Raw genomic sequence first — 18,293 nt, 5'->3', positions numbered from 1 at the left:
GGCCCATGGTATATTGAATTATGTTGAAGCGCGTCCAGCCAAGCCCGCCCGATCATACCGGAAACATCCCGGCGATGCCGCTGCTCATCGCAGTCGCCTGTACATGCTTGGCAGGCTTGCTTCCCCTTTCCGTCTCAGCCGAATCTGATCGGCCGGGGAAACCATCCGACGTCTTCCGCCAATTCACGCAACATATTCAACGGCAAATCGAGCTGGACAAAACGGCCTTCGCGCAAGCCAGCGGCTGCACCAACTGGTTCTATCATCAAGACAAACAGCCCTCGGCGCCCCCGCTCGCCCAGCCCATTCGCTTGGATCTGGTTCTCCAGCCTCCGAGTAAGGAGGAATGTCTGCGAGCCTATCCGCGCGGGCTAGACTCGGTCCGCCAGGACTTTCACCGCACGCAAACATCGCTATCCGTCAGCCTGACGTTCTATGAGTACGCCCTCGTGGGCGATCGCAACGACGATGGCCGTTACAGCCTGGAGGAGCTCCAGGATATTTTCCCGGCCTTGGCCCTCACGTTCGATTCCAGCCGCTCTCCCGGCGCACAGGCGGCCTCGCTCGCCGGGCGCTTCGATGACTGGTATCGCATGCGAGATCTGGAACACCTGATGACCGGCATGGCCCAGCTGTACGAAAAAGGCTATCGAGTCTCACCGGCCGACCGGGCCGAACTTGACCGAGTCACCAAATGAGGGTGAGCCATTCGTGGCCCGATCGTGCCCGGGCGTTTGTCGGCACCTGCCTGAGCGAACCCTTCTATCGCCTCTTCAGCCTGTTTCCACAGTGCGAAATCGGCTTGTCGGAACATGCCGTCACCCGTCTGACCTTTCCTCATCGGGTGCTGGCCGGCCACCGGGCCGTCCATCTGAGCGATCTCCATCTCGACCGCCACCAGCCCCGCCACGATCTGATCGCCGACGAAGTCAAAGGATTGGAGCCGGACTGGATTTTCATTACCGGCGACCTGTTGAATGTCCCGGAGGGCCTGCCTCACCTGTTTCGATTTCTCGCGCAACTGCGCACCATTGCCCCGGTTTATATCACGCTGGGCAATCATGACCACTACAGCGGCGTTCCCGTCGAACAGTTCCGCCACTGGGCGGAGCGGCATCGGATCACGCTGCTCATCAACGAGTCGGCGACGATTCACACGAACGGCGGCGAACTGGCCCTTGTCGGGGTGGATGATCCGTCGCTGCACCGGGCCGATCTCCGATGCCTACCTGCCCAAGCACAGCATCGGTTTACGCTGCTGCTCGCGCACGCCCCGAATATCCTCGATCAAATGGAACCGCAGCATCACGCCAACCTGATTTTGTGCGGACACAGCCACGGAGGGCAGTGGAGAATTCCAGGAATTCCGACCATCTGGCTGCCGCCAGGCTGCAATGGCCGGATTGCCGGGCACCACGAGAAGGGCGGCCAGCGGCTGTATGTCAATCGAGGACTCGGCTGGTCGTTTCTCCCGCTGCGGTGGAACTGCCGGCCGGAGATCGCCCTGATCCAGTGGACCGTCGAATCAGCCGCTCCGGCCATTATGGCGGCGTGAGTCGTTCCAGCGCTTCTTTGGCGCGACTGCGCGTGGTCTGATCCCAATCTTCCTTCATCACTTCTTCAAGTTTTCCCCGGGCCTCGGAGGCGCGCAGGCGGCCCAATCCCAAGGCCGCGCAGGACCGGACATAGGCATGATCGTCTTCGAGCGCGGCGAGTAACAACGGAACGATCGAACGGTCCTGCAGCACCCCCAAGTGACTGGCGGCCATCCCGCGAATGCGATGTTGCTTCTCCCCGACCGCGCGGCGCAACGTGCTCACCCAGAGCTCTTTGAGCGCCGGGGCCACCGATTCAAGCCCGTTCACCCGATACCCGTTCACTTCCGCCAGGGCGAATGACAGCTCAAGTTTCTTGTCGCGAACGGTTTCCCGCAGAAAGGCCGCAAGCAAGCGATCCCGTTTGCGGGTTTGCTGCACCCGCCGACGGATCTTCTTAATAACCACCATCACCAGCACGCCGATGCCGAGCACCGCAGCGGCCAGCGGAATCGCCTGGTCGATCACGTATTCCTGCGATTCCAGTGACAGCCGTTTCCACACCCACACCGAGGTAATGACGACCCCTAGGAGGATGACAATGGCGCTCAGATTGGCCTGGCCCTGGTCAGCGCGTCGCAACATGGGAGCGGATCATACGGGCGCATCCCTCGCGCCGTCAATGAAAGATCCCCCTGCCATGCACGCAAACACTCACATCAACCCGTCGTCTCTTGACCCCATGACCGCGGCAGAATATGCTCCGGCCATGGAACTTCCCGATCTGAAAGACGACCCCCATCTCAAGCTGGTCAGACCGTTGGTAGAAGCCTACCAGGCGTTTTGGCTCGCCGATAACCGCCATATCCGATCGTTGAAGCTGACGCCGTCCCAGTTCGACGTCATTGCGACGTTGGGAGATACGGATGGCATGACCTGCTCTGAGTTATCGGCCAGAACGCTTGTGACCAAGGGGACACTCACCGGCGTGCTCGACCGGCTGGCGGCCAAGGGATTGATTCGCCGTGAGTCCGTCGACAGCGATCGCCGTCAAATCAGGATTCAACTCACCGAGAAGGGCGACGGCGTCTTCCGCAAAACTTACGCAGCCCATATCGCGTTTCTGAAACCGTTTTTCGAACGGGCATTGAGCCCGAAAGAGGTCGACGACGCGCGGCGGCTGCTCCTCCGCCTTCGTGACAGCTTCAAGCGAGGAACTTCCTAGACATGCGGCTGACCATTCTCGGCTCTGGCACGAATGTTCACCCGACCAGGGCCGCCGCCGGCTATCTCGTCCGTACCGACCAGACCATGCTGTTGGACTTCGGCCCCAGGACACTGTCCAATCTCCTGAAAACCGGCATCGATCGCCATCGCATCACGCATATCCTCTTCTCTCATTTTCACGCCGACCACTTTTCTGATTTCATCACCTTCTACTTTGACGCGGTGATCTATACCAAGCATGGCGGCGGGTGGCGCCCCGACCTCACCCTGATCGGCCCGCGCGGGGCGAAAACGCTGTTCCGCAGCATCATGGCCACCTTCCCCAGCTTTTCCGATCCGCCGTTCCGAGTACATCTGAAAGAAGTGACGGACCGAGCCTTTTGGATCGGTGAGACGCTCATTACTCCCCGTCGGGTCGTGCATGTCCCGGATCTGAATAGCGTGGGATATCGGATCGAGCACAAGAACAAGACGCTGGTCTACTCAGGCGATGCGCAATACTGCGACAGCTTGGTACGCCTGTGCCGTGAAGCCGACGTGGCCGTGCTGGACTGTTCGTTCCCGGCGACGAAGCCGGGGCCGGTGCACATGCATGCGGGGGAATGCGGCCAGGTGGCGGAAGAGGCCGGCGTGGATCGACTGGTGCTATCGCATTTCTATCCGCCCGCAGATCGCGCCGACGTGAAAGCTCAGGCAGCGGAGAATTTTCGCGGGACCGTGATGAAGGGGAAAGATCTGCTGACGATTCGACTCTGAGGGGAGCAGGCTGCGGAAAAAGAAACCAGCCGGACTACAAGCCCTCTTCGCGGGGCTCCCCGCCGAGAATTTCGATCAGCGTGGTAAACCGCGCCGTCTTCACCGGCTCATCCATCTTGGAATAGATCGCCAGAAGATTCTTCACCATGCGGGAGAGGATGCCGCGAACCTGGCTGTGCTGCAGATACTTGTCATCGAATCCATACCCGGCTTCCGTTAAGAACCGGGCGCAATTCTTTTCCGTCAACAGCGCTCCGCCGTTGAAGCAATCGATGAAAATCTTGTAGCGGTCCGACTCGTACTTCACCAAAAAATGGCCCGGCATCCCGATGCCATGCAGCGGCAGACCCAGGCGCTGCCCGATGAGGAGATAGACCACCGACAAGCTGATGGGAATCCCTACCCGCCGATCGATCACGCGATTCAGATAGCTGTTCTCGACTTCGTAATAGTTCTTGGTGTTGCCCTTGAAGCCCTGCTCGGTGAACACGTAGCGGTTCAACGCATTGACCGTTTCTTCACCGGATGCGCGCGGGCCGATCCGTTCCCGGACTTCCTGCGCCATCGTATCGAGCAGCCGCCCGTACTCCGCCGTATCGAGCAGGGGGTACGTGTACCGGGCAATGAGAAACGCCCCCTGTTCCAGACTCATGGTCGCGTCAGGGCCCGCGGCCATGGCCCGCATTTCGTCCTCGAGCTTACCCCAACGAATCTCTTCCAGAATCGTCGCGATGCGATCCGCCATCTCCGGCTGCTCGATCTCGGCTTCCTGAAGCAGCGGTACCGCCGACGGACCGATATCGATCAGCTTATCGCTGATGGTCTCGACAATGCGTGCATCCTCATCGGACAACAGCCGGATGAGGGCGCGTATTTGACTCTCTGGAATCACCATGGGGGTACTCACGCGGGTCGCAGCCAACTAGCCCATCGCCCGGCGGAACGCTTTGGCTCCGCCATACAAGCACAGCGCATCAAAAATGACCATGACGACGATCGCCATGCCCACATGCGGCAGGGCATCGCTCCAATTGGTGAGAATCAGAGGCCGCACGGCGTCGATCGCCCAGGTCATGGGGTTGAATTGCGCCAGAACACTCATCCAGGTCGGCATGGCCGTCAGCGGCACCAGCGCCGAGCTGAGGAAAATCATCGGGAGCGAGAGGAATCCGAGGACCGAGAAAAAGTCGCCGTGACTCTTCACCGAAAAGGCCATCGCCATCGAGATGGCTGTCAGCCCCACACCGAACAACATGCCGATCAAGAGGATCATGCCCACGCCGAGCAATCCCGTGGCCGGATGCACGCCGAAGAGAAACGCGATACCGAGGATCACCAAGACTTGCAGAGACGTGATCGTCATCACGAAGATAAACCGGCTCAGAATGACCGAGCTCCGGTGAATCGGCGCGGACATCAACCGTTCGAGAAATCCGTTTTCCTTGTCGAACAGCAGATCGACGCCGCCGGCCAACCCGTTATTCAGCACCGTCATCACGACCACACCGGCCGCGAGGAAGCTGATGTAATTGGGCGCCTGGGTCACCTGCACATCCGCCGCGCGCTGAAACAGATTGCCGAAGAAGATCAGCCAGAACAGCATCGGCTGCACCAGCGTGAAGAGCATGCTGAATTTTTCCCGGCTCAGACGGCGAACCCATCGCATCGTCAGAGCCCCGATTTCTTGCCAATAGTGCGCCATGTATCTCCCTAGTAAGTACTCAAAATACTATTCAACGCGTCTTCAGTTCCAATGAACTGACAATCCATTATTACAAACGGCATCCCTGCTACGCTGGTTCTTCCGCAGGCGCCGCGTCTCGTAAAGAACGGCCCGTATGGGCGATAAAGACATCGTCCAACCGGGGACGGTGATAGTCAATAAAATCGAGGCGGCATTCCAGTTTGTTCGCCGCCTCTAAGATGGCCGGAAGGGCTTTTTCAGCGGATTCCACGCGAATGTCGAGGCCGGTGGCTGTCGTATTCACCGTGCGAATGGCGGGCTGCCCCTTGAGAGCGGAAGCCAAGGCGCCAAGCCGCGCGGTTTCCTTGATCGTGAGCGACACGATGTCGCCGCCGAGCGCCACTTTCAGCTCGGCCGGCGAACCGATCGTCTTGACCTTGCCGCAATCGATGATCGCCAGGCGATCGCACAATTGATCGGCCTCATCAAGATAATTGGTCGTCATGACCACGGTCATGCCGCGGGCCTTGAGCATCCGGATATAGTCCCAGATCCGCAGCCGGCTCTGCACATCCAACCCCAACGTCGGCTCGTCCAAAAAGAGAATCTTCGGATTCGGCAACAGGCCGCAGGCGATATCGAGCTTCCGCTTCATGCCGCCCGAATAGGTCTTGGCCGGCCGGTCCGCGTGCTCTTCGAGTTCGACCAGTTTGAGGAGTTCGGCGATCCGCTTCGTGGCTTCTTCTTTCGTCAGATGGTAGAGCGCCCCGAGCAATTCGAGATGCTCGCGCCCGGTGAGGAATCGATCGATGGCCCGCTCTTGCGGCACGTAGCCGAACAGCGTCCGCACCAGATCCGCCTCACGCACCGTATCGTGCCCGAGCACCGTCGCAGTGCCGGAGGTGGGATGCAGCAGCGTAATGAGCGTGCGCAGCGTCGTACTTTTGCCGGCGCCGTTGGGCCCCAGCAGGCCGAAGATTTCGCCCGCATACACCTGGAAAGAAAGATCGTCGACCGCTTTATGGCCGTCGTAGGTCTTGCAGAGCCGATTCACATCAATCGCAATTGTCCGGTCCATTACCCCCAACCCTTCGCGCCTTGTTGATCATGCACCATGAACTGGATCAGGTCGCTCAGACGACGCGCCCGCTGGTGGAGACCTTCGGCTTCTATGAGAAATTGTTTTTCCAATGGTGTGCAGTCCAAATACGTCGAGAGCGTATTGACGAGGACTTCGTCTTTCACATCGTCGCGGAACAATCCTTCCCACGTCGCCGCATCTTCGCGCGCGCGCAGATATTTCTCCAACACCTTCATCAGGGCCTGGCGCACTTCCGGAGCCAGCGACGGCTCGACGGCCGCCTTCTTCAGGACCACCCTGGCCTCCCGATAGGGCTTCTCGAAAAACTCTTCTTGAATTTCGTACCGCTCCAACCCCTGGAGCAGGATATTCGACCGACCGTCCGGCAATGACTCCACACTGAGGAGACGCCCCACACAGCCGATCGGATAGATCGCGGGATGACCGTAGTAATCCTCCTCCCAGCCCTCCTTCAGCAGCGCCATGGCCACGCACTGTCCGCCCGCCGCGGCGTCTGCCACCATCTGCCGATAGCGCGGCTCGAAAATATGGAGCGGCAGATAGGTCTTCGGGAAAAAGACCACGTTGGGCAACGCAAACACTGGGACACGTTCCGGGATGATGAACGGGACGGCGTTGTCGTAGGGATCGCTCGTGGGTTGGTCGCGCTCGCGATCAATTTGCATGGCTCACGATAGCCGAGAGTTGTGAAAATTGTCAACGCCGAGCGCCTGCGCGACTGCCCCGCAACACATTGCCAATCGCCTCACCAATACAGGCGATTTGTGCACATGAATCCACGCGTGCTATAAGCCGGTGGGCGAAATAATCATCCTGGCCTGGTGTGCAATGACATCGCTAGCTGCTCGTCTCGTGATTGGACTGGCATGGGTCTTAGCCACCGGCGGATCGGTGGCACCCGCGGCCGATCCTGCCGACATCTCCTTTCGCCTGGCGCAAGAAGGCTATCGGTACGAGTTCCCGCGCGATCACGGCGCACACGATGCCTTCCGCACCGAATGGTGGTACTACACCGGTCACCTGGAGACTGCAGAGGGCCGGCGATTCGGATTTGAGCTCACCTTCTTTCGTCGCGGCATCGCGCCCGATCAAGTCGAGACGCGCCCCTCCCGCTGGTCGGTGGATCAACTCTATCTGGCCCATCTAGCCGTCACGGACGTCACGGGCCAACGCTTTCACTTTCGCGACCGTATCAGCCGCGCCGGGTTAGGCAAGGCCGGAGCCGATGCCACCCATCTGCACGTCTGGCTCGATCACTGGCGCGCAGAGTCACCCGGTGGAACCAGCGACCAGCAGAAGCTCGAGGCCAAGGCCGATGGAGTGGCGCTCGCGCTGACGCTCGATCCCGCTAAACCGCTGGTTATCCATGGCGAGCGAGGCATCAGCAAAAAGGGAGCGGCAGCGGGGCAAGCGTCACACTACTATTCTTTTACCAATCTCACGACGTCCGGGACTCTGAGCATCGGCAACGAGACTTTCCGCGTCACCGGCACCAGTTGGATGGACCACGAGTTCGGCTCGGCGGACTTGGGCGCGGATCTCGCCGGGTGGGATTGGTTCAGCATCCAACTCGCCGACAATCGGGAACTCATGGTCTATCGCCTCCGTCATACCGACGGAACTTCGGACGCAGCCTCCAGCGGGACGCTCGTCTTGGCAGATGGTCGCACGCAGCATCTCTCAGCCTCCGATATCCAACTGACCCCGCTTGATACCTGGACCAGTCCAACCAGCAAGGCCACCTATCCCCACCGCTGGCAGGTTTCTATTCCCTCACTCGGGCTGTCGTTGAACCTGACCCCGCTCCTGGCCGATCAGGAATTGCGCACGACACGCAGCACGCAAGTGACGTATTGGGAAGGAGCAGTCGCGGTGGAGGGAACCGAGCATGACCAAGCAATCAAAGGCCAAGGCTATGTCGAACTGACGGGGTATGCAGAACGGATCAAACAGAAGCTGTAGGGAGCGAGAGGGTAACTGCTACGGCTGAAATCAGGATGCAACCTTCAACCCTTTTGATCCAGACCATGGCTTGATTTTTGAGAGCTTCGAACCTAACGCTCGTTCTGCGACTTCCATGTCATAGGCCGCCTGAGCTCGCAACCAATACCCGTTCGAAAGGCCGAAGAATCGGCACAGGCGCAAGTCGGTGTCGGCCGTAATTGAGCGGCTGCCGGCCACAATATCGCCAATGCGCTGTGCCGGAACACCGATTTCCTTCGCCAGCCGGTACCGGCTCAGCTCCATGGGCTTGAGGAATTCTTCCAACAAGAGCTCGCCAGGCGTGACCGGCTTCAGTTTGCGCATCGTCATCCTCGCTCAATGATAGTCTACAATCTCAACATCTTCCGCCCCGGTGTCCGTCCAACGAAAACAGAGGCGGAACTGATCGTTCACTCGGGGCCAGAAATGGAGACATTATGATTTTCGGTGAGCTTCCGATCACCTCACACTTCTTCACAACCGCACTGTACCCGATCCCCCGCCGCTCCAGCGCATGGCTAGACGTCACTGTGTTCTCCCAAAACGTTCTTTGAACCCGTCACGTGCTTCGCCGATAAACACGAGCAGTTCATCCTCCGGAACAGTGACAACCTCGATTGTGAGGCGAGCTGCTTCCTGACACAGCGCATCTGCAACTTGTCCTTCTGCAACGAACAGTCTTTGCGGAAATTTGCCTTCGCGACCGTGCGCCTTCTGCAGCAAGCGGCGCGACTCTTGCGCGGACGGACCCTTGGCACGGGCGGAATACATTTCCATACCGAGAATGCAGCAACTCGCCGCGTCCATCAAGGCTATGCAATCAAAGTCGCCGTCTCGTTCCGTGACAATAGCCGCATCATTGAGCCGAAAGGCAATCCAAGCATCGTTGACCTTAAATTGATTGGGGTGAAGCATAAGCCGCACTACCAGTCACGCCTAACGACCAAGCTCAGACGCGGCGGCGCGTTAGCGCCGACGTCGGCTGGAGCGCCTTGTTGGGCGGCTTACTTGAGCCCTGCAAGGTAAACAAACTCCTGCACGACCAATCTAATATCCAACAACAGTGGATCGATATCGCCCCTATGAGCGTTGTATCTTCGACTATGTGCCGACTTGTCGCCAATGTCCTTAAGTTTCGGCATTGCCTGTCTACAATTCCGACTCAGGTTCCAAGCAGTTTCTTGAAGGCATTTGTCGATGAGATCCCTTAAATAGAAAAAGTCGCCCGCCGCGTTTTTTATGCTCGCTGCAAGGTTGTAATGTTCGTAGGCTTCGATAATCAGCGTTTCTAGAACGCGGCGAATCATAACTGCGCATGCGTCATACCAACCATTTTCGTAAGCCCCATTGATTTGGTTGGCTACGCGTTCGATGTATCCGCGTGTCCCACGTACAACAGACAGCGGGATCACGCATTGCGTGGAGGAGCGCAGCCCTTCTTCTGGCGGCCCCAGCTCTTTTGCGACATCCGCTTGGATCGCTTTCGCAACCGAGAATATATTACGTGCGCCTGCCATTATTCAGGCTTCTTTGAACCATAAAGATGCTTAGACATGCTTGCGAAGATTTGATCTATTTGGTCCGCCGAAGCCTCTGGCGATATATGAATCTGAACATCGATATGTAATGCAGGCCCAAACGAACTGCGGCCGGCCCCACCTGGGGGTTGAACCGCCGGCGTATGGAGAGGACCAGAGGGCATGCGAAGGTCGGTCTGTTCATTTACTGGCGAAAATTCTGCCTGTTCCGCAAGTGCTTTGAAGGTGCTCACTGTCTTTGCGATGACCTGCTTTCCACCCGATGAGCTTGTGCTGAAAACATGATCGATATCACTTTGGCTTCGTTGGTTTGCGTCTGGATAGACAGCGAATAGGTCCGCGTAACCCTCGCGAAGTGCCTCTCCAAGTACAACCTTGTGGTTTGCGCCTCTGTATTGAGCCCACTTCGAACTGGGGACGCTGCTTGAGTCAATAAAGCCGATAAACTTCAGGACGCCAAGCAACGATGCATCGTTACTAGATTTAAAGCCAACGGCTTTAAGCCATTGTACGGTAGCTTTTTGGGGCACGCCGACTTCTCTGATTTTCTGGAGTAGCTGTTTTATTTTCCCCGGGACGGTTGTGTAAATGAAATCAGCCATCTTTGGTTCTCCTCCTCGTGATACTTTTCTGCTTGTGCAAGTTGCCGTCCAACAATGTTTAGGCTGATCCGCACAAGGACCGAATCGGCCATTTCCTGCCCGTGAAACACACCATCGCCAGTCGCGAACAATACGCCTTAGTCGACGATCATTCAATGCGTTAGGCCCTATTCCTCTTTGTTTCCCCTTTAAGCAATGCGGCTGGCGGAGTCTCATCTGCGCGCGTCGAACGAGGTCCTTCTGAGGGCGCGCGTTCCGCGAGCACAGACACTTGCCGGCCGCCTCGCCGCCCTCCTTCCCCCTCGCATTACTCCCTTTGCTATCATTTAGAGGCGTGGCCTGGGCAATCTCCCACTGCGCGCAACCTTTTCACCCGCCCACCCTGGGATGCGCCGAGATTATTTGCCCGCTCCCAAAGGAATGGCACCTTGTCGTTCCTACTGCGCCCATGGAGGGAGCACCGCCCTTGATTTCACCATCTGATTGATCCCGCGTGCGCACTCCGGGAGCACAGGAGCGACAGGGGTGGCGTTCCTCCCCTCCTCACGTGCGCGTGGCGCGAGCAAGGGAGATCGCCCGGGCCACGCCTTAACTCAGATTTCTGGTTATGACGCTGTCTAGTAATGAAGATGCGGCGCGGACAGTGATAACGCTATAGAGCCGACGCCAGCTCTTAGCACTGCCATGGCTCATTGCCGCGAGTGAAGGGTCGCTACATGCTCGCCCGGTAGGTTATGCGGCCTGGAGTAGGAACTCGACCTTTACGGCCTCGTAGGGGAATTCGATGCCGCCGGTTTTCGTACGATTCAACAAGCCGGCGGACAACAGAGCCGTGACGTCGCTGTGAACGGCCTTCACATCCCGTTGAACGCGGCGTGCCGCTTCGCGGATGGAAACCGGCCCGGCGCCGCACAGCGCCTTCAGAAGGTCCCATCGTTTGGCAGACAGTACCTTCCACAGCAGTTCAGGAGTCGCAAAGCCAATGCGCGCCGACCGATGCGCCTTGCCCGACTTCCAGGCCTGCGCGAACTCAGCCATGCCTTCCTCAGGAGAGCGCACTTCAAGTATGACCGTTTTCATGATCCCACCTCGCAATCTCACGGTGACAAGAGCAAGGGGGCTGCCCCTTAAATTACCCTACTTCTATACCGCAAGCTTGGCGACACGAAGTTCTTTGCGGCGCTGCTCGGCGTGCCACAGGTCATACTGGGTTTGCTGATTGAGCCAGCTCTCAGACGAAGTGCCGAATGCCATCGACAGGCGAACCGCCATCTCAGGACTAATCCCCGCCCGGCCGTTCAAAATGGCAGAGAGGGTTTTCCGGCTAACCCCCAAGGCCTGAGCAGCCTGAGTGACACTCAAGCTGAGCGGGTCTAAACACAGATGCTTGATGATGGTCCCTGGGTGAGGGGGATTGTGCATGCGCATAGCGTGACCTCGTCAGTGATAATCCTCGTAATCGACAACCTCTGCGTCCTTACCGACAAACCGAAACGTGATCCGCCAGTTCCCGCTTACCGACACAGCCCAGGTGCCTTTGCGGTCTCCCTTGAGCGGATGAAGGTCTAACCCCGGCAGCGCCATATCCCGTGGCGAGGTGGCCGCATTCAATTGGGCCAAAATCAGGCGCACCCGCTCTGCATGTTGAGCCTGGATACCTGATTTACTCCCGCTCTCGAAGAAGCGGCCTAGGCCCTTATGCTTGAAGCTGCGGATCACACGGGACACTGTAACCTATTACGTTACGCCTGACAAGCCGCTGGAGAAGCACGTTACTACGATGACCATCCCCCTCAAACGCACCTTGCGCAGTCGGAATGAGGGGAACGCCACCCCTTCCCGTGTGCGCAAGGCGCGAGCACGGGAGATCGCCCGGGCCACGCCTCCCTCGCCCTTTCTACCCACGCAATCTCCTTCCTCCACTTTTCAGCGAGGCGGCTGGTGGAGTCTCAACTGCGCGCGTCGAACGAGGCCCTTCTGAGGGCGCGCGTTCCGCGAGCACAGAGACTGGCCGGCCGCCTCGCCTCCCTCCTTCCCCCTCGCATTACTCCCTTCGTCATCATTTAGAGGCGTGGCTTGGGCGATCTCCCACTGCGCGCATGCACCGAGCACCTCCCTTGATGTAGAAATACGGATTGATCCCGTGTGCGCGGGGCGCGAGCAAGGGAGATTGCCCGGGCCACGCCTCCCTCCCTTCCCCTTCCTACGCTGCGCTATCCCCTCCCCTCTACTTTCAGCGAGGTGGCCGGCGAGTTTCCACTGCGCGCGTCGAACGAGGTCCTTCCGAGGGCGCGCGTTCCGCGAGCACAGAGACTGGCCGGCCACCTCGCCCCTCCCCTTCTTCTTGACTCAACAACAACGCCTATGATTAGGTCCACCCCTGTTATGTTGATTCGCACTCTCTTCAGATTGGCGTCGTTCGCTCTTCTCCTCTTCTGCCTTGGCTGCGAGAAAGAGAGCGAGTCGATTGTCTCGATTGCGCTACACCCAACTAATACTCAAATTCTCTACGTCGCCACGAACGATGCGGTCTACAAGTCCCGCGATGCCGGGGCATCCTGGGAGCGCTTTCCGAGTTTCAGCGCGCGCCGCGTGACGACGCTCGCTATTGATCCGCAGTTCCCGGCCACGATCTACGCCGGCACCATGGCCGACGCCGTCTACAAGAGTCCGGACGGCGGGCAACATTGGCTCCCCCACAACGTCGGGCTTAAGGAACACGTCTCGTTCATCAATCAATTCGTGTTCGACTCCACCAACAACGAGCAGATCTACATTGCCACGACGGTCGGCGCCTTCTCCACGAAAGACGGCGGGCGCGAGTGGGAAGAGCGGATGGCGGGGATGAAAGAGGTGCACATCGTGGTGTCGATCGCGATCCACCCCACGAATCCCCGCATCCTCTACGCAGGCACCACCGGCGGCGTGTATCGATCGGAAGACGCGGCGGCCTCGTGGAAGAAGATCAATACCGGACTCATCCCCGAGACGGAACTGATGGGAGCCATGGCGCTGGGTGTGAATGCAATCGCCATTGACCCAGTCACCCCGGACATTGTGTATGCCGGAACGACCAAGGGCTTGTTCCGCACGGCCAACGGGGGCCGATCATGGGAGCGGATCGGGGAAGGGATGAAAGACCCCTTTGTCAGCAGCCTGCTCATCGATCCGGCACAACCGACACAGCTTTATATCGGGGGACCAGGCGGCGTCTGGAAAAGTCTGGATAGCGGCAAAACCTGGCAGGCGATGAATGCGGGGCTCACGTCCTTGAACATCCGTTCCCTGGCCATGAGCCCCAAGAATCCGCAAGACCTCTTTGTCGGCACCAACGGCAGCGGCCTCTATCACTCCACCGACGGCGGCACGCGCTGGACGCCCATGCCATTGAAAGCCGCTGCCGTCCGAAACTAGTTCCTCGTATCTCGTCGTTCGCCTCTCGCGTGCGAACAACGCTTCACGAGAGACGCTTCACAGCCCGTCTTAATACCCTGTCTTCGCTCCGGCGCTCCCATGCTGATACTTGCTGCTGTAGGACAGCATCTGGTCGGACAGCGCTTTCCACTCCTCGGCCGTCATCAGATCCTTCATTTTGAACCGCAGGCCAAGAATCTTCGTGGACGTCTTCATGCGCTGATTGTTCGCCTCATCCATCACCTTGGTAAACTCTTCGGGCGTCGCCGCATAATTGGCGCTGAGCGCATAGAGCTGGCGATGAGCGGCGCGCTCCTGCTCACGGCCCGCCTTCAGCTCGGTGACAATCTCGCCGACAATGGCTTTCACCTGCGTGGCCTTGGCCGGATCCTTCACCGTCCGGTCGATCAAGCCCGCCATGTCCTGCTGGCCCTTCTGCCAATAGGCATCGCTCTTGCCCGACTCCATCATCCCGTGATGATGATGGGAAGAACAGCCGCCCAACGCCAACATCCCGACCATCGACAACACCATCCAACGCATCTTGATCATCTTACCTACCTCCTGTGATAGCCAATGCACGAATACTTCCCGCAGGACTTGTGACTCGAAACCATCATACCGTATCATCCGGACTACGACTATGCCTGAACCAGCTGTTCCATCACAGGATCCCCTGCAGCGCCTGCGCGAGGAGTTCCGGTCTCATCTGGAAACGTTCTACGCACAGCTCAAACTTGCGCCACCCTATGAAAGCGTGGAGAAAGCGATCCGGACGCTGACGACTGCCGTGCACGCGCTGCCCAAAGATGAGCAGGCCAGGATTGCCGCCGACCCCGCGTTGCAATGGCAACAATTCCGGCAGGCCTTTGAAACCTCCGGCCTCGTGAAAAAACATCGCGGCATCATTGCCGGTCTCGCACGCCGTCGTTCGGCGTTGGACCTGCCGCCCGAATTCGATCACTTTTTAGGATTGTTCAACGCGTCGTGACCGGCCGGTCACGACTTCTTCGAACTCCTGCTGCAACACCGCGAGCCGGCTGTTCTCCATGCGATAGGCCATCACCACCGTCACCAGACCGGAAAAAAGAAAGAACAATCCGAGGGTGATAATTCCGCTGGCCATCCAGACTCCGCTGGAACTGGCCAAGCCCCCTTCCACCGCATAGCTCACGATCGTCGCCAGCATCCCGACTGTGACGATAACAAACCACGCGCCGGTCAGGATCGCCGAGGCCCAGGGCGTGCGTTTCGTCATCGCCAAAACGACCGCCTCGCCGTCGGCCCGGAGATCAATCGTGGCCTTCATCGGCCAGATCCAGAGAAACGCCCAGAGGGTCGGATAGCGGGGGCGGAGGAGCACGCGCTGGCTTTCACCGAACAACCGGGCCACCCCGTGCCGCATCGGAAGAAGCCCCAGGGTATCGAAGCGGGCATGGATCTGCGCGAGACTCAAGGTGTCCAGCCGCGTCGCTCCACGCCCGACCTGACAGCCGTAGCGGCTCGCTTCGGCGGAGAGGGTGCGGAAGTACCAGCGGTCGCCGACGAGCAAGCCGAGGAACAGCGCCCCGGCAAATAATCCTGCAAGCATCATGCGCGTACCTATCCCATAGGCGCGCCGCGCGAATCAAGACGGCACTGCCGGACCGTCTTCCGCCCCTGCTTGATAGGGCTGATTGCCTCAGAAGAATCAGTTGACTCACCATCATGACTTGGCTACAGTAGCGCCGTTTGCAATTCAGGCGGGCCTCTCGCGTCTCACACGGGTTCCCCGCCTTTTGTTTTTCCCCAGATGTTTGGGTTCCACGCCAACCTACTTCAGTAGGCACGGCCACTCCCAAGTCATGCGGGATTCGGAGGACTCATGGATTTGAAGAAAGTGGAGCGGGTCTACACGTCGTATGCCGGCGTGTACGATCAGATTTTCGGCAAAGTCTTTCACGAGGGACGCGAATCGGCGATCCGCAATCTCAACGTGCAGCCGAATGAGCAGATCCTGGAAGTCGGCGTGGGCACCGGCCTCGCCCTTCCGATGTATCCCCGTCATTGCAAGATCACCGGCATCGATCTTTCCGAAGGCATGCTGGGGAAGGCAAAGGAACGGGCGGAGATGCATCGCTTGACGCACGTGCAGCTCCACCGCATGGATGCCGGGGCCATGGAGTTCGCCGACAATAGTTTCGATACCGTCGTCGCGGCCTACGTCGTCACCGCCGTGCCGGACCACCGCAAAGTCGTCAATGAGATGATCCGCGTCTGCCGGCCGGGCGGCCGCATCATCATGCTCAACCACTTCAGCAACGGCAACAAAATCATCGCGGCAATGGAGAAAGTCATCTCCCCGCTCACGAAGCATCTGGGATGGCGCACGGACCTCTCTCTGCACACCGTCCTGGAAGGCACGTCGTTGCAGGTCGCGCGCAAGCAGAACGTGAATCCGCTGCGATTCTGGGCCTTGGTGGAATGCGTGAACGGAAAGAACGGGCAGGTCGTGAAAAACGGGAGCGCGGTCCATTCAAACGGCAATGGCCATGAGACCGAGCACCACACCAGCACCAACGGCCACTTCGCCAACGGGCACTCGCACTAATCTAATCCGGCACTCGATACAGGCCTGGCGGTTTCGCAAGCCCTTACGGCCTGGCGTCGCCTCGAGATCGCCACGACTCCCACTCCCGTCCAGGAATAATCGTGGTTCCCACCAGACAACTTCCCGCATAGCGCTGCGTCATGCGATCGGCCAGCAACGTCAGCACCCGGCTCACCTGCCGGTCCGGCGTGCCGAGCGCACGGAGCACGACGCCGAATCCTTCGCCATCCTGCGCCCCATAGACCAACACACGCACGGCATTTCCGCGCGGCCCCTTGCCGTCGCCGACCGGGGTCAGGTCCCCTTCCCATCGCGCCAGCGCCTCGCTGGCGCGGCGCTTTTTCGAGATGACCCAAGAACAAGGAGCGCCCGCCTCTTCGAGTTCCATGAGAAACCACGAGATGGCCGGAGCCTCCCCGGAATGCCCCTGGAACGTCCAGCGAGCCAACTCCGGGAGCACCTGCTCCGCAAGAATCGGCGTGGCAATTTCTTCGAGCTGCGCGTCTTCACAGACCGCATAAAGCTCGCCCTGCGGATCGAACCAGAACCGCAGACGCCCGTTGCTCCGCTCCGCTTGAATCACGCTGAGCGCCGACGAGTCGCTCCCCTCCTGCTCGAAGATCGAAAAATCCGTCACCCCGTTCATCACCAGCTTTGCCACCCGCACCATCCCTCGCAGCTGATAGCGGATCGTCATCGACACCGTGGTGTCGGCCAGCACATCACGGCCGGACTCTTCGTCGAACAGCCGGCGCTTGGCCATCTGCAGGTCGGTCACATAGCCGGAACGGAAGCCGCCCGTGTGGGCCATCAGCCACCGCAGATCTTCGACCGTTTTAATTGCGTGTTGCATGGTCATGGATTGTAACGCAGCCCCATAGAGAACGGCTAGAGACAACGCCACCAGGATACGACCGGGGGAATGCGCCGCCGACGCAATGTCACTCGCAATTCACAGGAACTCTCACATCTCAGTCCCGCCTGCCGGCAAAGACCGGCGGCCACGTCGGCTTCTTCCCGACCCTGATTGACCATCACGAAGACACCGGACGGATTCAAATTCATTGCGATGCGCGCGAACAAGGCCTGCGGCGCCAGAAACGCCAGCGGCATCCGCCACGCCAGCACCGGCGCAGGGGTTACAAAGGGATACCAGGCCACGATCGTATCGGCCGGCTGCGCATACTGCGCATAGTCGGCGATTACAAAGTCGGTCTGCGGCAGATTGCGCACGTACCCTTGCGCATAGTCGTGACGGCTGTAGCCGTTGTAGTAAATGCGATGGCCTTCCACTTCGACCCCGGTCAGGGCCGACGGAAGGAAAAAGGCGTGGAGCGCACGGGCGTACCAGAAGTTGGAGGCGCCCACATCGTGCACGACGCCGCCGACCGGCCGGGGCTGCCCCCAGGCGGCCCACGCCTGGTCGAGAATGTCGAGGTAGTCGTAGCTCTTCAGTGTCGTGAGCGCGGCGCAATGCTGTTCAAACCGGACATCGAATTGGCGCCGCAACAGGGCAATCCGCGCTTGCTGGCTCCCGCTGAGATGCGTCAGCTGACCCACAGGTCGTTCGCGATACAGACCGCGCGACCACTCCAATCCTTCGCCAAGCCAGTACCAGAAGGCGTGATAGCTCGAGCGGATCCGTTGCGGCAATGAATAGCGTGGCGCGGACGTGACCACGGCTGGCAGCGTCCCTTCCGTCTCCTGTACCGGGCAATCGATTTCGGCAATCATGACTACTTTTCGGCAATTTAGCGTGAAAGCTGAAGAGGGGAACCGGAATTGACATTGAGCCAGGGCAGCAGCGAAGGCTCACGTCGCGCTTGGCTATTGGAAAGCATGCGCCTTGACCCCACTTTTAA

The 18,293-nt window shown here is 59.2% G+C and carries 24 protein-coding genes; 8 read left to right on the top strand and 16 right to left on the bottom strand.

The window, feature by feature from the left end; genetic code table 11:
• The first annotated feature begins 20 nt into the window (after positions 1-20).
• Together Q7U39_13410 and Q7U39_13405 are read left to right on the top strand one after the other, a co-directional pair.
• Positions 21-698 (top strand): hypothetical protein, encoded by a 678-nt coding sequence (locus Q7U39_13410; GenBank protein ID MDO9118949.1) that lies wholly within the window; start codon positions 21-23, stop codon positions 696-698.
• A 2-nt stretch (positions 699-700) separates the two neighbouring features.
• A complete protein-coding gene (locus Q7U39_13405) occupies positions 701-1,555 on the top strand; it encodes a metallophosphoesterase (protein MDO9118948.1) in 855 nt (284 codons plus the stop codon).
• Here Q7U39_13405 and Q7U39_13400 read toward each other — a convergent pair.
• Positions 1,542-2,180, bottom strand: coding sequence for a HEAT repeat domain-containing protein (locus Q7U39_13400; GenBank protein MDO9118947.1), 639 nt, complete (start codon positions 2,178-2,180; stop codon positions 1,542-1,544). The two genes, Q7U39_13405 and Q7U39_13400, sit on opposite strands and share 14 nt — an antisense overlap.
• Positions 2,181-2,235: 55 nt before the next feature.
• Here Q7U39_13400 and Q7U39_13395 point away from each other — a divergent pair, with 55 nt between their 5' ends.
• Together Q7U39_13395 and Q7U39_13390 are read left to right on the top strand one after the other, a co-directional pair.
• On the top strand, positions 2,236-2,760 hold the full coding sequence (locus Q7U39_13395) for a MarR family transcriptional regulator (GenBank protein MDO9118946.1): 525 nt from the start codon (positions 2,236-2,238) through the stop codon (positions 2,758-2,760).
• Between the two features lie 2 nt (positions 2,761-2,762).
• On the top strand, positions 2,763-3,518 hold the full coding sequence (locus Q7U39_13390; GenBank protein ID MDO9118945.1) for an MBL fold metallo-hydrolase: 756 nt from the start codon (positions 2,763-2,765) through the stop codon (positions 3,516-3,518).
• 34 nt (positions 3,519-3,552) lie between these two features.
• Here the strand turns inward: Q7U39_13390 and Q7U39_13385 are convergent, their stop codons facing one another.
• The 4 genes from Q7U39_13385 to Q7U39_13370 form a co-directional block, all read right to left on the bottom strand.
• On the bottom strand, positions 3,553-4,413 hold the full coding sequence (locus Q7U39_13385; GenBank protein MDO9118944.1) for a transglutaminase-like domain-containing protein: 861 nt from the start codon (positions 4,411-4,413) through the stop codon (positions 3,553-3,555).
• Positions 4,414-4,440: 27 nt separating this feature from the next.
• Complete coding sequence (locus Q7U39_13380; GenBank protein ID MDO9118943.1) at positions 4,441-5,220, bottom strand: ABC transporter permease; 780 nt, start codon at positions 5,218-5,220, stop codon at positions 4,441-4,443.
• Between the two features lie 88 nt (positions 5,221-5,308).
• On the bottom strand, positions 5,309-6,280 hold the full coding sequence (locus Q7U39_13375; protein MDO9118942.1) for an ATP-binding cassette domain-containing protein: 972 nt from the start codon (positions 6,278-6,280) through the stop codon (positions 5,309-5,311).
• Positions 6,280-6,969: an LON peptidase substrate-binding domain-containing protein gene (locus Q7U39_13370; GenBank protein ID MDO9118941.1), complete on the bottom strand. Its 690-nt coding sequence runs from the start codon at positions 6,967-6,969 to the stop codon at positions 6,280-6,282. The genes Q7U39_13375 and Q7U39_13370 overlap by 1 nt, the downstream gene beginning before the upstream one ends.
• Before the next feature lie 163 nt (positions 6,970-7,132).
• On the opposite strand from Q7U39_13370, the gene Q7U39_13365 reads away from it, so the two are divergent.
• Complete coding sequence (locus Q7U39_13365; protein ID MDO9118940.1) at positions 7,133-8,266, top strand: lipocalin-like domain-containing protein; 1,134 nt, start codon at positions 7,133-7,135, stop codon at positions 8,264-8,266.
• 30 nt (positions 8,267-8,296) lie between these two features.
• Here Q7U39_13365 and Q7U39_13360 read toward each other — a convergent pair whose 3' ends face one another.
• From Q7U39_13360 to Q7U39_13330, 7 genes are all read right to left on the bottom strand, one after another.
• Entirely contained in the window at positions 8,297-8,617 is a 321-nt protein-coding gene (locus Q7U39_13360) for a HigA family addiction module antitoxin (GenBank protein ID MDO9118939.1), read from the bottom strand.
• Between the two features lie 195 nt (positions 8,618-8,812).
• Entirely contained in the window at positions 8,813-9,202 is a 390-nt protein-coding gene (locus tag Q7U39_13355) for a hypothetical protein (GenBank protein MDO9118938.1), read from the bottom strand.
• An 89-nt stretch (positions 9,203-9,291) separates the two neighbouring features.
• Positions 9,292-9,804, bottom strand: a complete 513-nt coding sequence (locus Q7U39_13350) for a DUF4145 domain-containing protein (protein ID MDO9118937.1) — start codon at positions 9,802-9,804, stop codon at positions 9,292-9,294.
• Positions 9,804-10,427 carry a DUF5343 domain-containing protein gene (locus tag Q7U39_13345; GenBank protein MDO9118936.1) on the bottom strand — a complete coding sequence of 208 codons (624 nt, stop codon included), beginning with the start codon at positions 10,425-10,427 and terminating at the stop codon, positions 9,804-9,806. The genes Q7U39_13350 and Q7U39_13345 overlap by 1 nt, the downstream gene beginning before the upstream one ends.
• A 732-nt stretch (positions 10,428-11,159) precedes the next feature.
• Complete coding sequence (locus Q7U39_13340) at positions 11,160-11,507, bottom strand: hypothetical protein (protein ID MDO9118935.1); 348 nt, start codon at positions 11,505-11,507, stop codon at positions 11,160-11,162.
• Positions 11,508-11,570: 63 nt separating this feature from the next.
• Positions 11,571-11,855 (bottom strand): HigA family addiction module antitoxin, encoded by a 285-nt coding sequence (locus Q7U39_13335; protein ID MDO9118934.1) that lies wholly within the window; start codon positions 11,853-11,855, stop codon positions 11,571-11,573.
• 12 nt (positions 11,856-11,867) lie between these two features.
• Positions 11,868-12,146, bottom strand: a complete 279-nt coding sequence (locus Q7U39_13330) for a type II toxin-antitoxin system RelE/ParE family toxin (protein ID MDO9118933.1) — start codon at positions 12,144-12,146, stop codon at positions 11,868-11,870.
• A 666-nt stretch (positions 12,147-12,812) separates the two neighbouring features.
• On the opposite strand from Q7U39_13330, the gene Q7U39_13325 reads away from it, so the two are divergent.
• Positions 12,813-13,841 carry a hypothetical protein gene (locus tag Q7U39_13325; GenBank protein ID MDO9118932.1) on the top strand — a complete coding sequence of 343 codons (1,029 nt, stop codon included), beginning with the start codon at positions 12,813-12,815 and terminating at the stop codon, positions 13,839-13,841.
• A gap of 69 nt (positions 13,842-13,910) precedes the next feature.
• Here the strand turns inward: Q7U39_13325 and Q7U39_13320 are convergent, their stop codons facing one another.
• A complete protein-coding gene (locus tag Q7U39_13320) occupies positions 13,911-14,393 on the bottom strand; it encodes a hypothetical protein (GenBank protein ID MDO9118931.1) in 483 nt (160 codons plus the stop codon).
• A 91-nt stretch (positions 14,394-14,484) separates the two neighbouring features.
• On the opposite strand from Q7U39_13320, the gene Q7U39_13315 reads away from it, so the two are divergent.
• On the top strand, positions 14,485-14,832 hold the full coding sequence (locus Q7U39_13315) for a hypothetical protein (GenBank protein ID MDO9118930.1): 348 nt from the start codon (positions 14,485-14,487) through the stop codon (positions 14,830-14,832).
• Here Q7U39_13315 and Q7U39_13310 read toward each other — a convergent pair.
• On the bottom strand, positions 14,809-15,435 hold the full coding sequence (locus Q7U39_13310) for a hypothetical protein (protein MDO9118929.1): 627 nt from the start codon (positions 15,433-15,435) through the stop codon (positions 14,809-14,811). The genes Q7U39_13315 and Q7U39_13310 overlap by 24 nt on opposite strands.
• 270 nt (positions 15,436-15,705) lie before the next feature.
• Between Q7U39_13310 and Q7U39_13305 the strand changes: the two genes are divergently transcribed.
• Entirely contained in the window at positions 15,706-16,431 is a 726-nt protein-coding gene (locus tag Q7U39_13305; protein MDO9118928.1) for a methyltransferase domain-containing protein, read from the top strand.
• Between the two features lie 43 nt (positions 16,432-16,474).
• Here Q7U39_13305 and Q7U39_13300 read toward each other — a convergent pair whose 3' ends face one another.
• Both Q7U39_13300 and Q7U39_13295 read right to left on the bottom strand, forming a co-directional pair.
• Positions 16,475-17,290 (bottom strand): hypothetical protein, encoded by an 816-nt coding sequence (locus tag Q7U39_13300; protein ID MDO9118927.1) that lies wholly within the window; start codon positions 17,288-17,290, stop codon positions 16,475-16,477.
• A 29-nt stretch (positions 17,291-17,319) separates the two neighbouring features.
• A complete protein-coding gene (locus tag Q7U39_13295; protein MDO9118926.1) occupies positions 17,320-18,165 on the bottom strand; it encodes a hypothetical protein in 846 nt (281 codons plus the stop codon).
• Positions 18,166-18,293: the final 128 nt, after the last annotated feature.

Source organism: Nitrospira sp., assembly GCA_030653545.1.
GTDB lineage: Bacteria > Nitrospirota > Nitrospiria > Nitrospirales > Nitrospiraceae > Nitrospira_D.
This window is presented reverse-complemented; position numbering and strand designations above follow the sequence as displayed.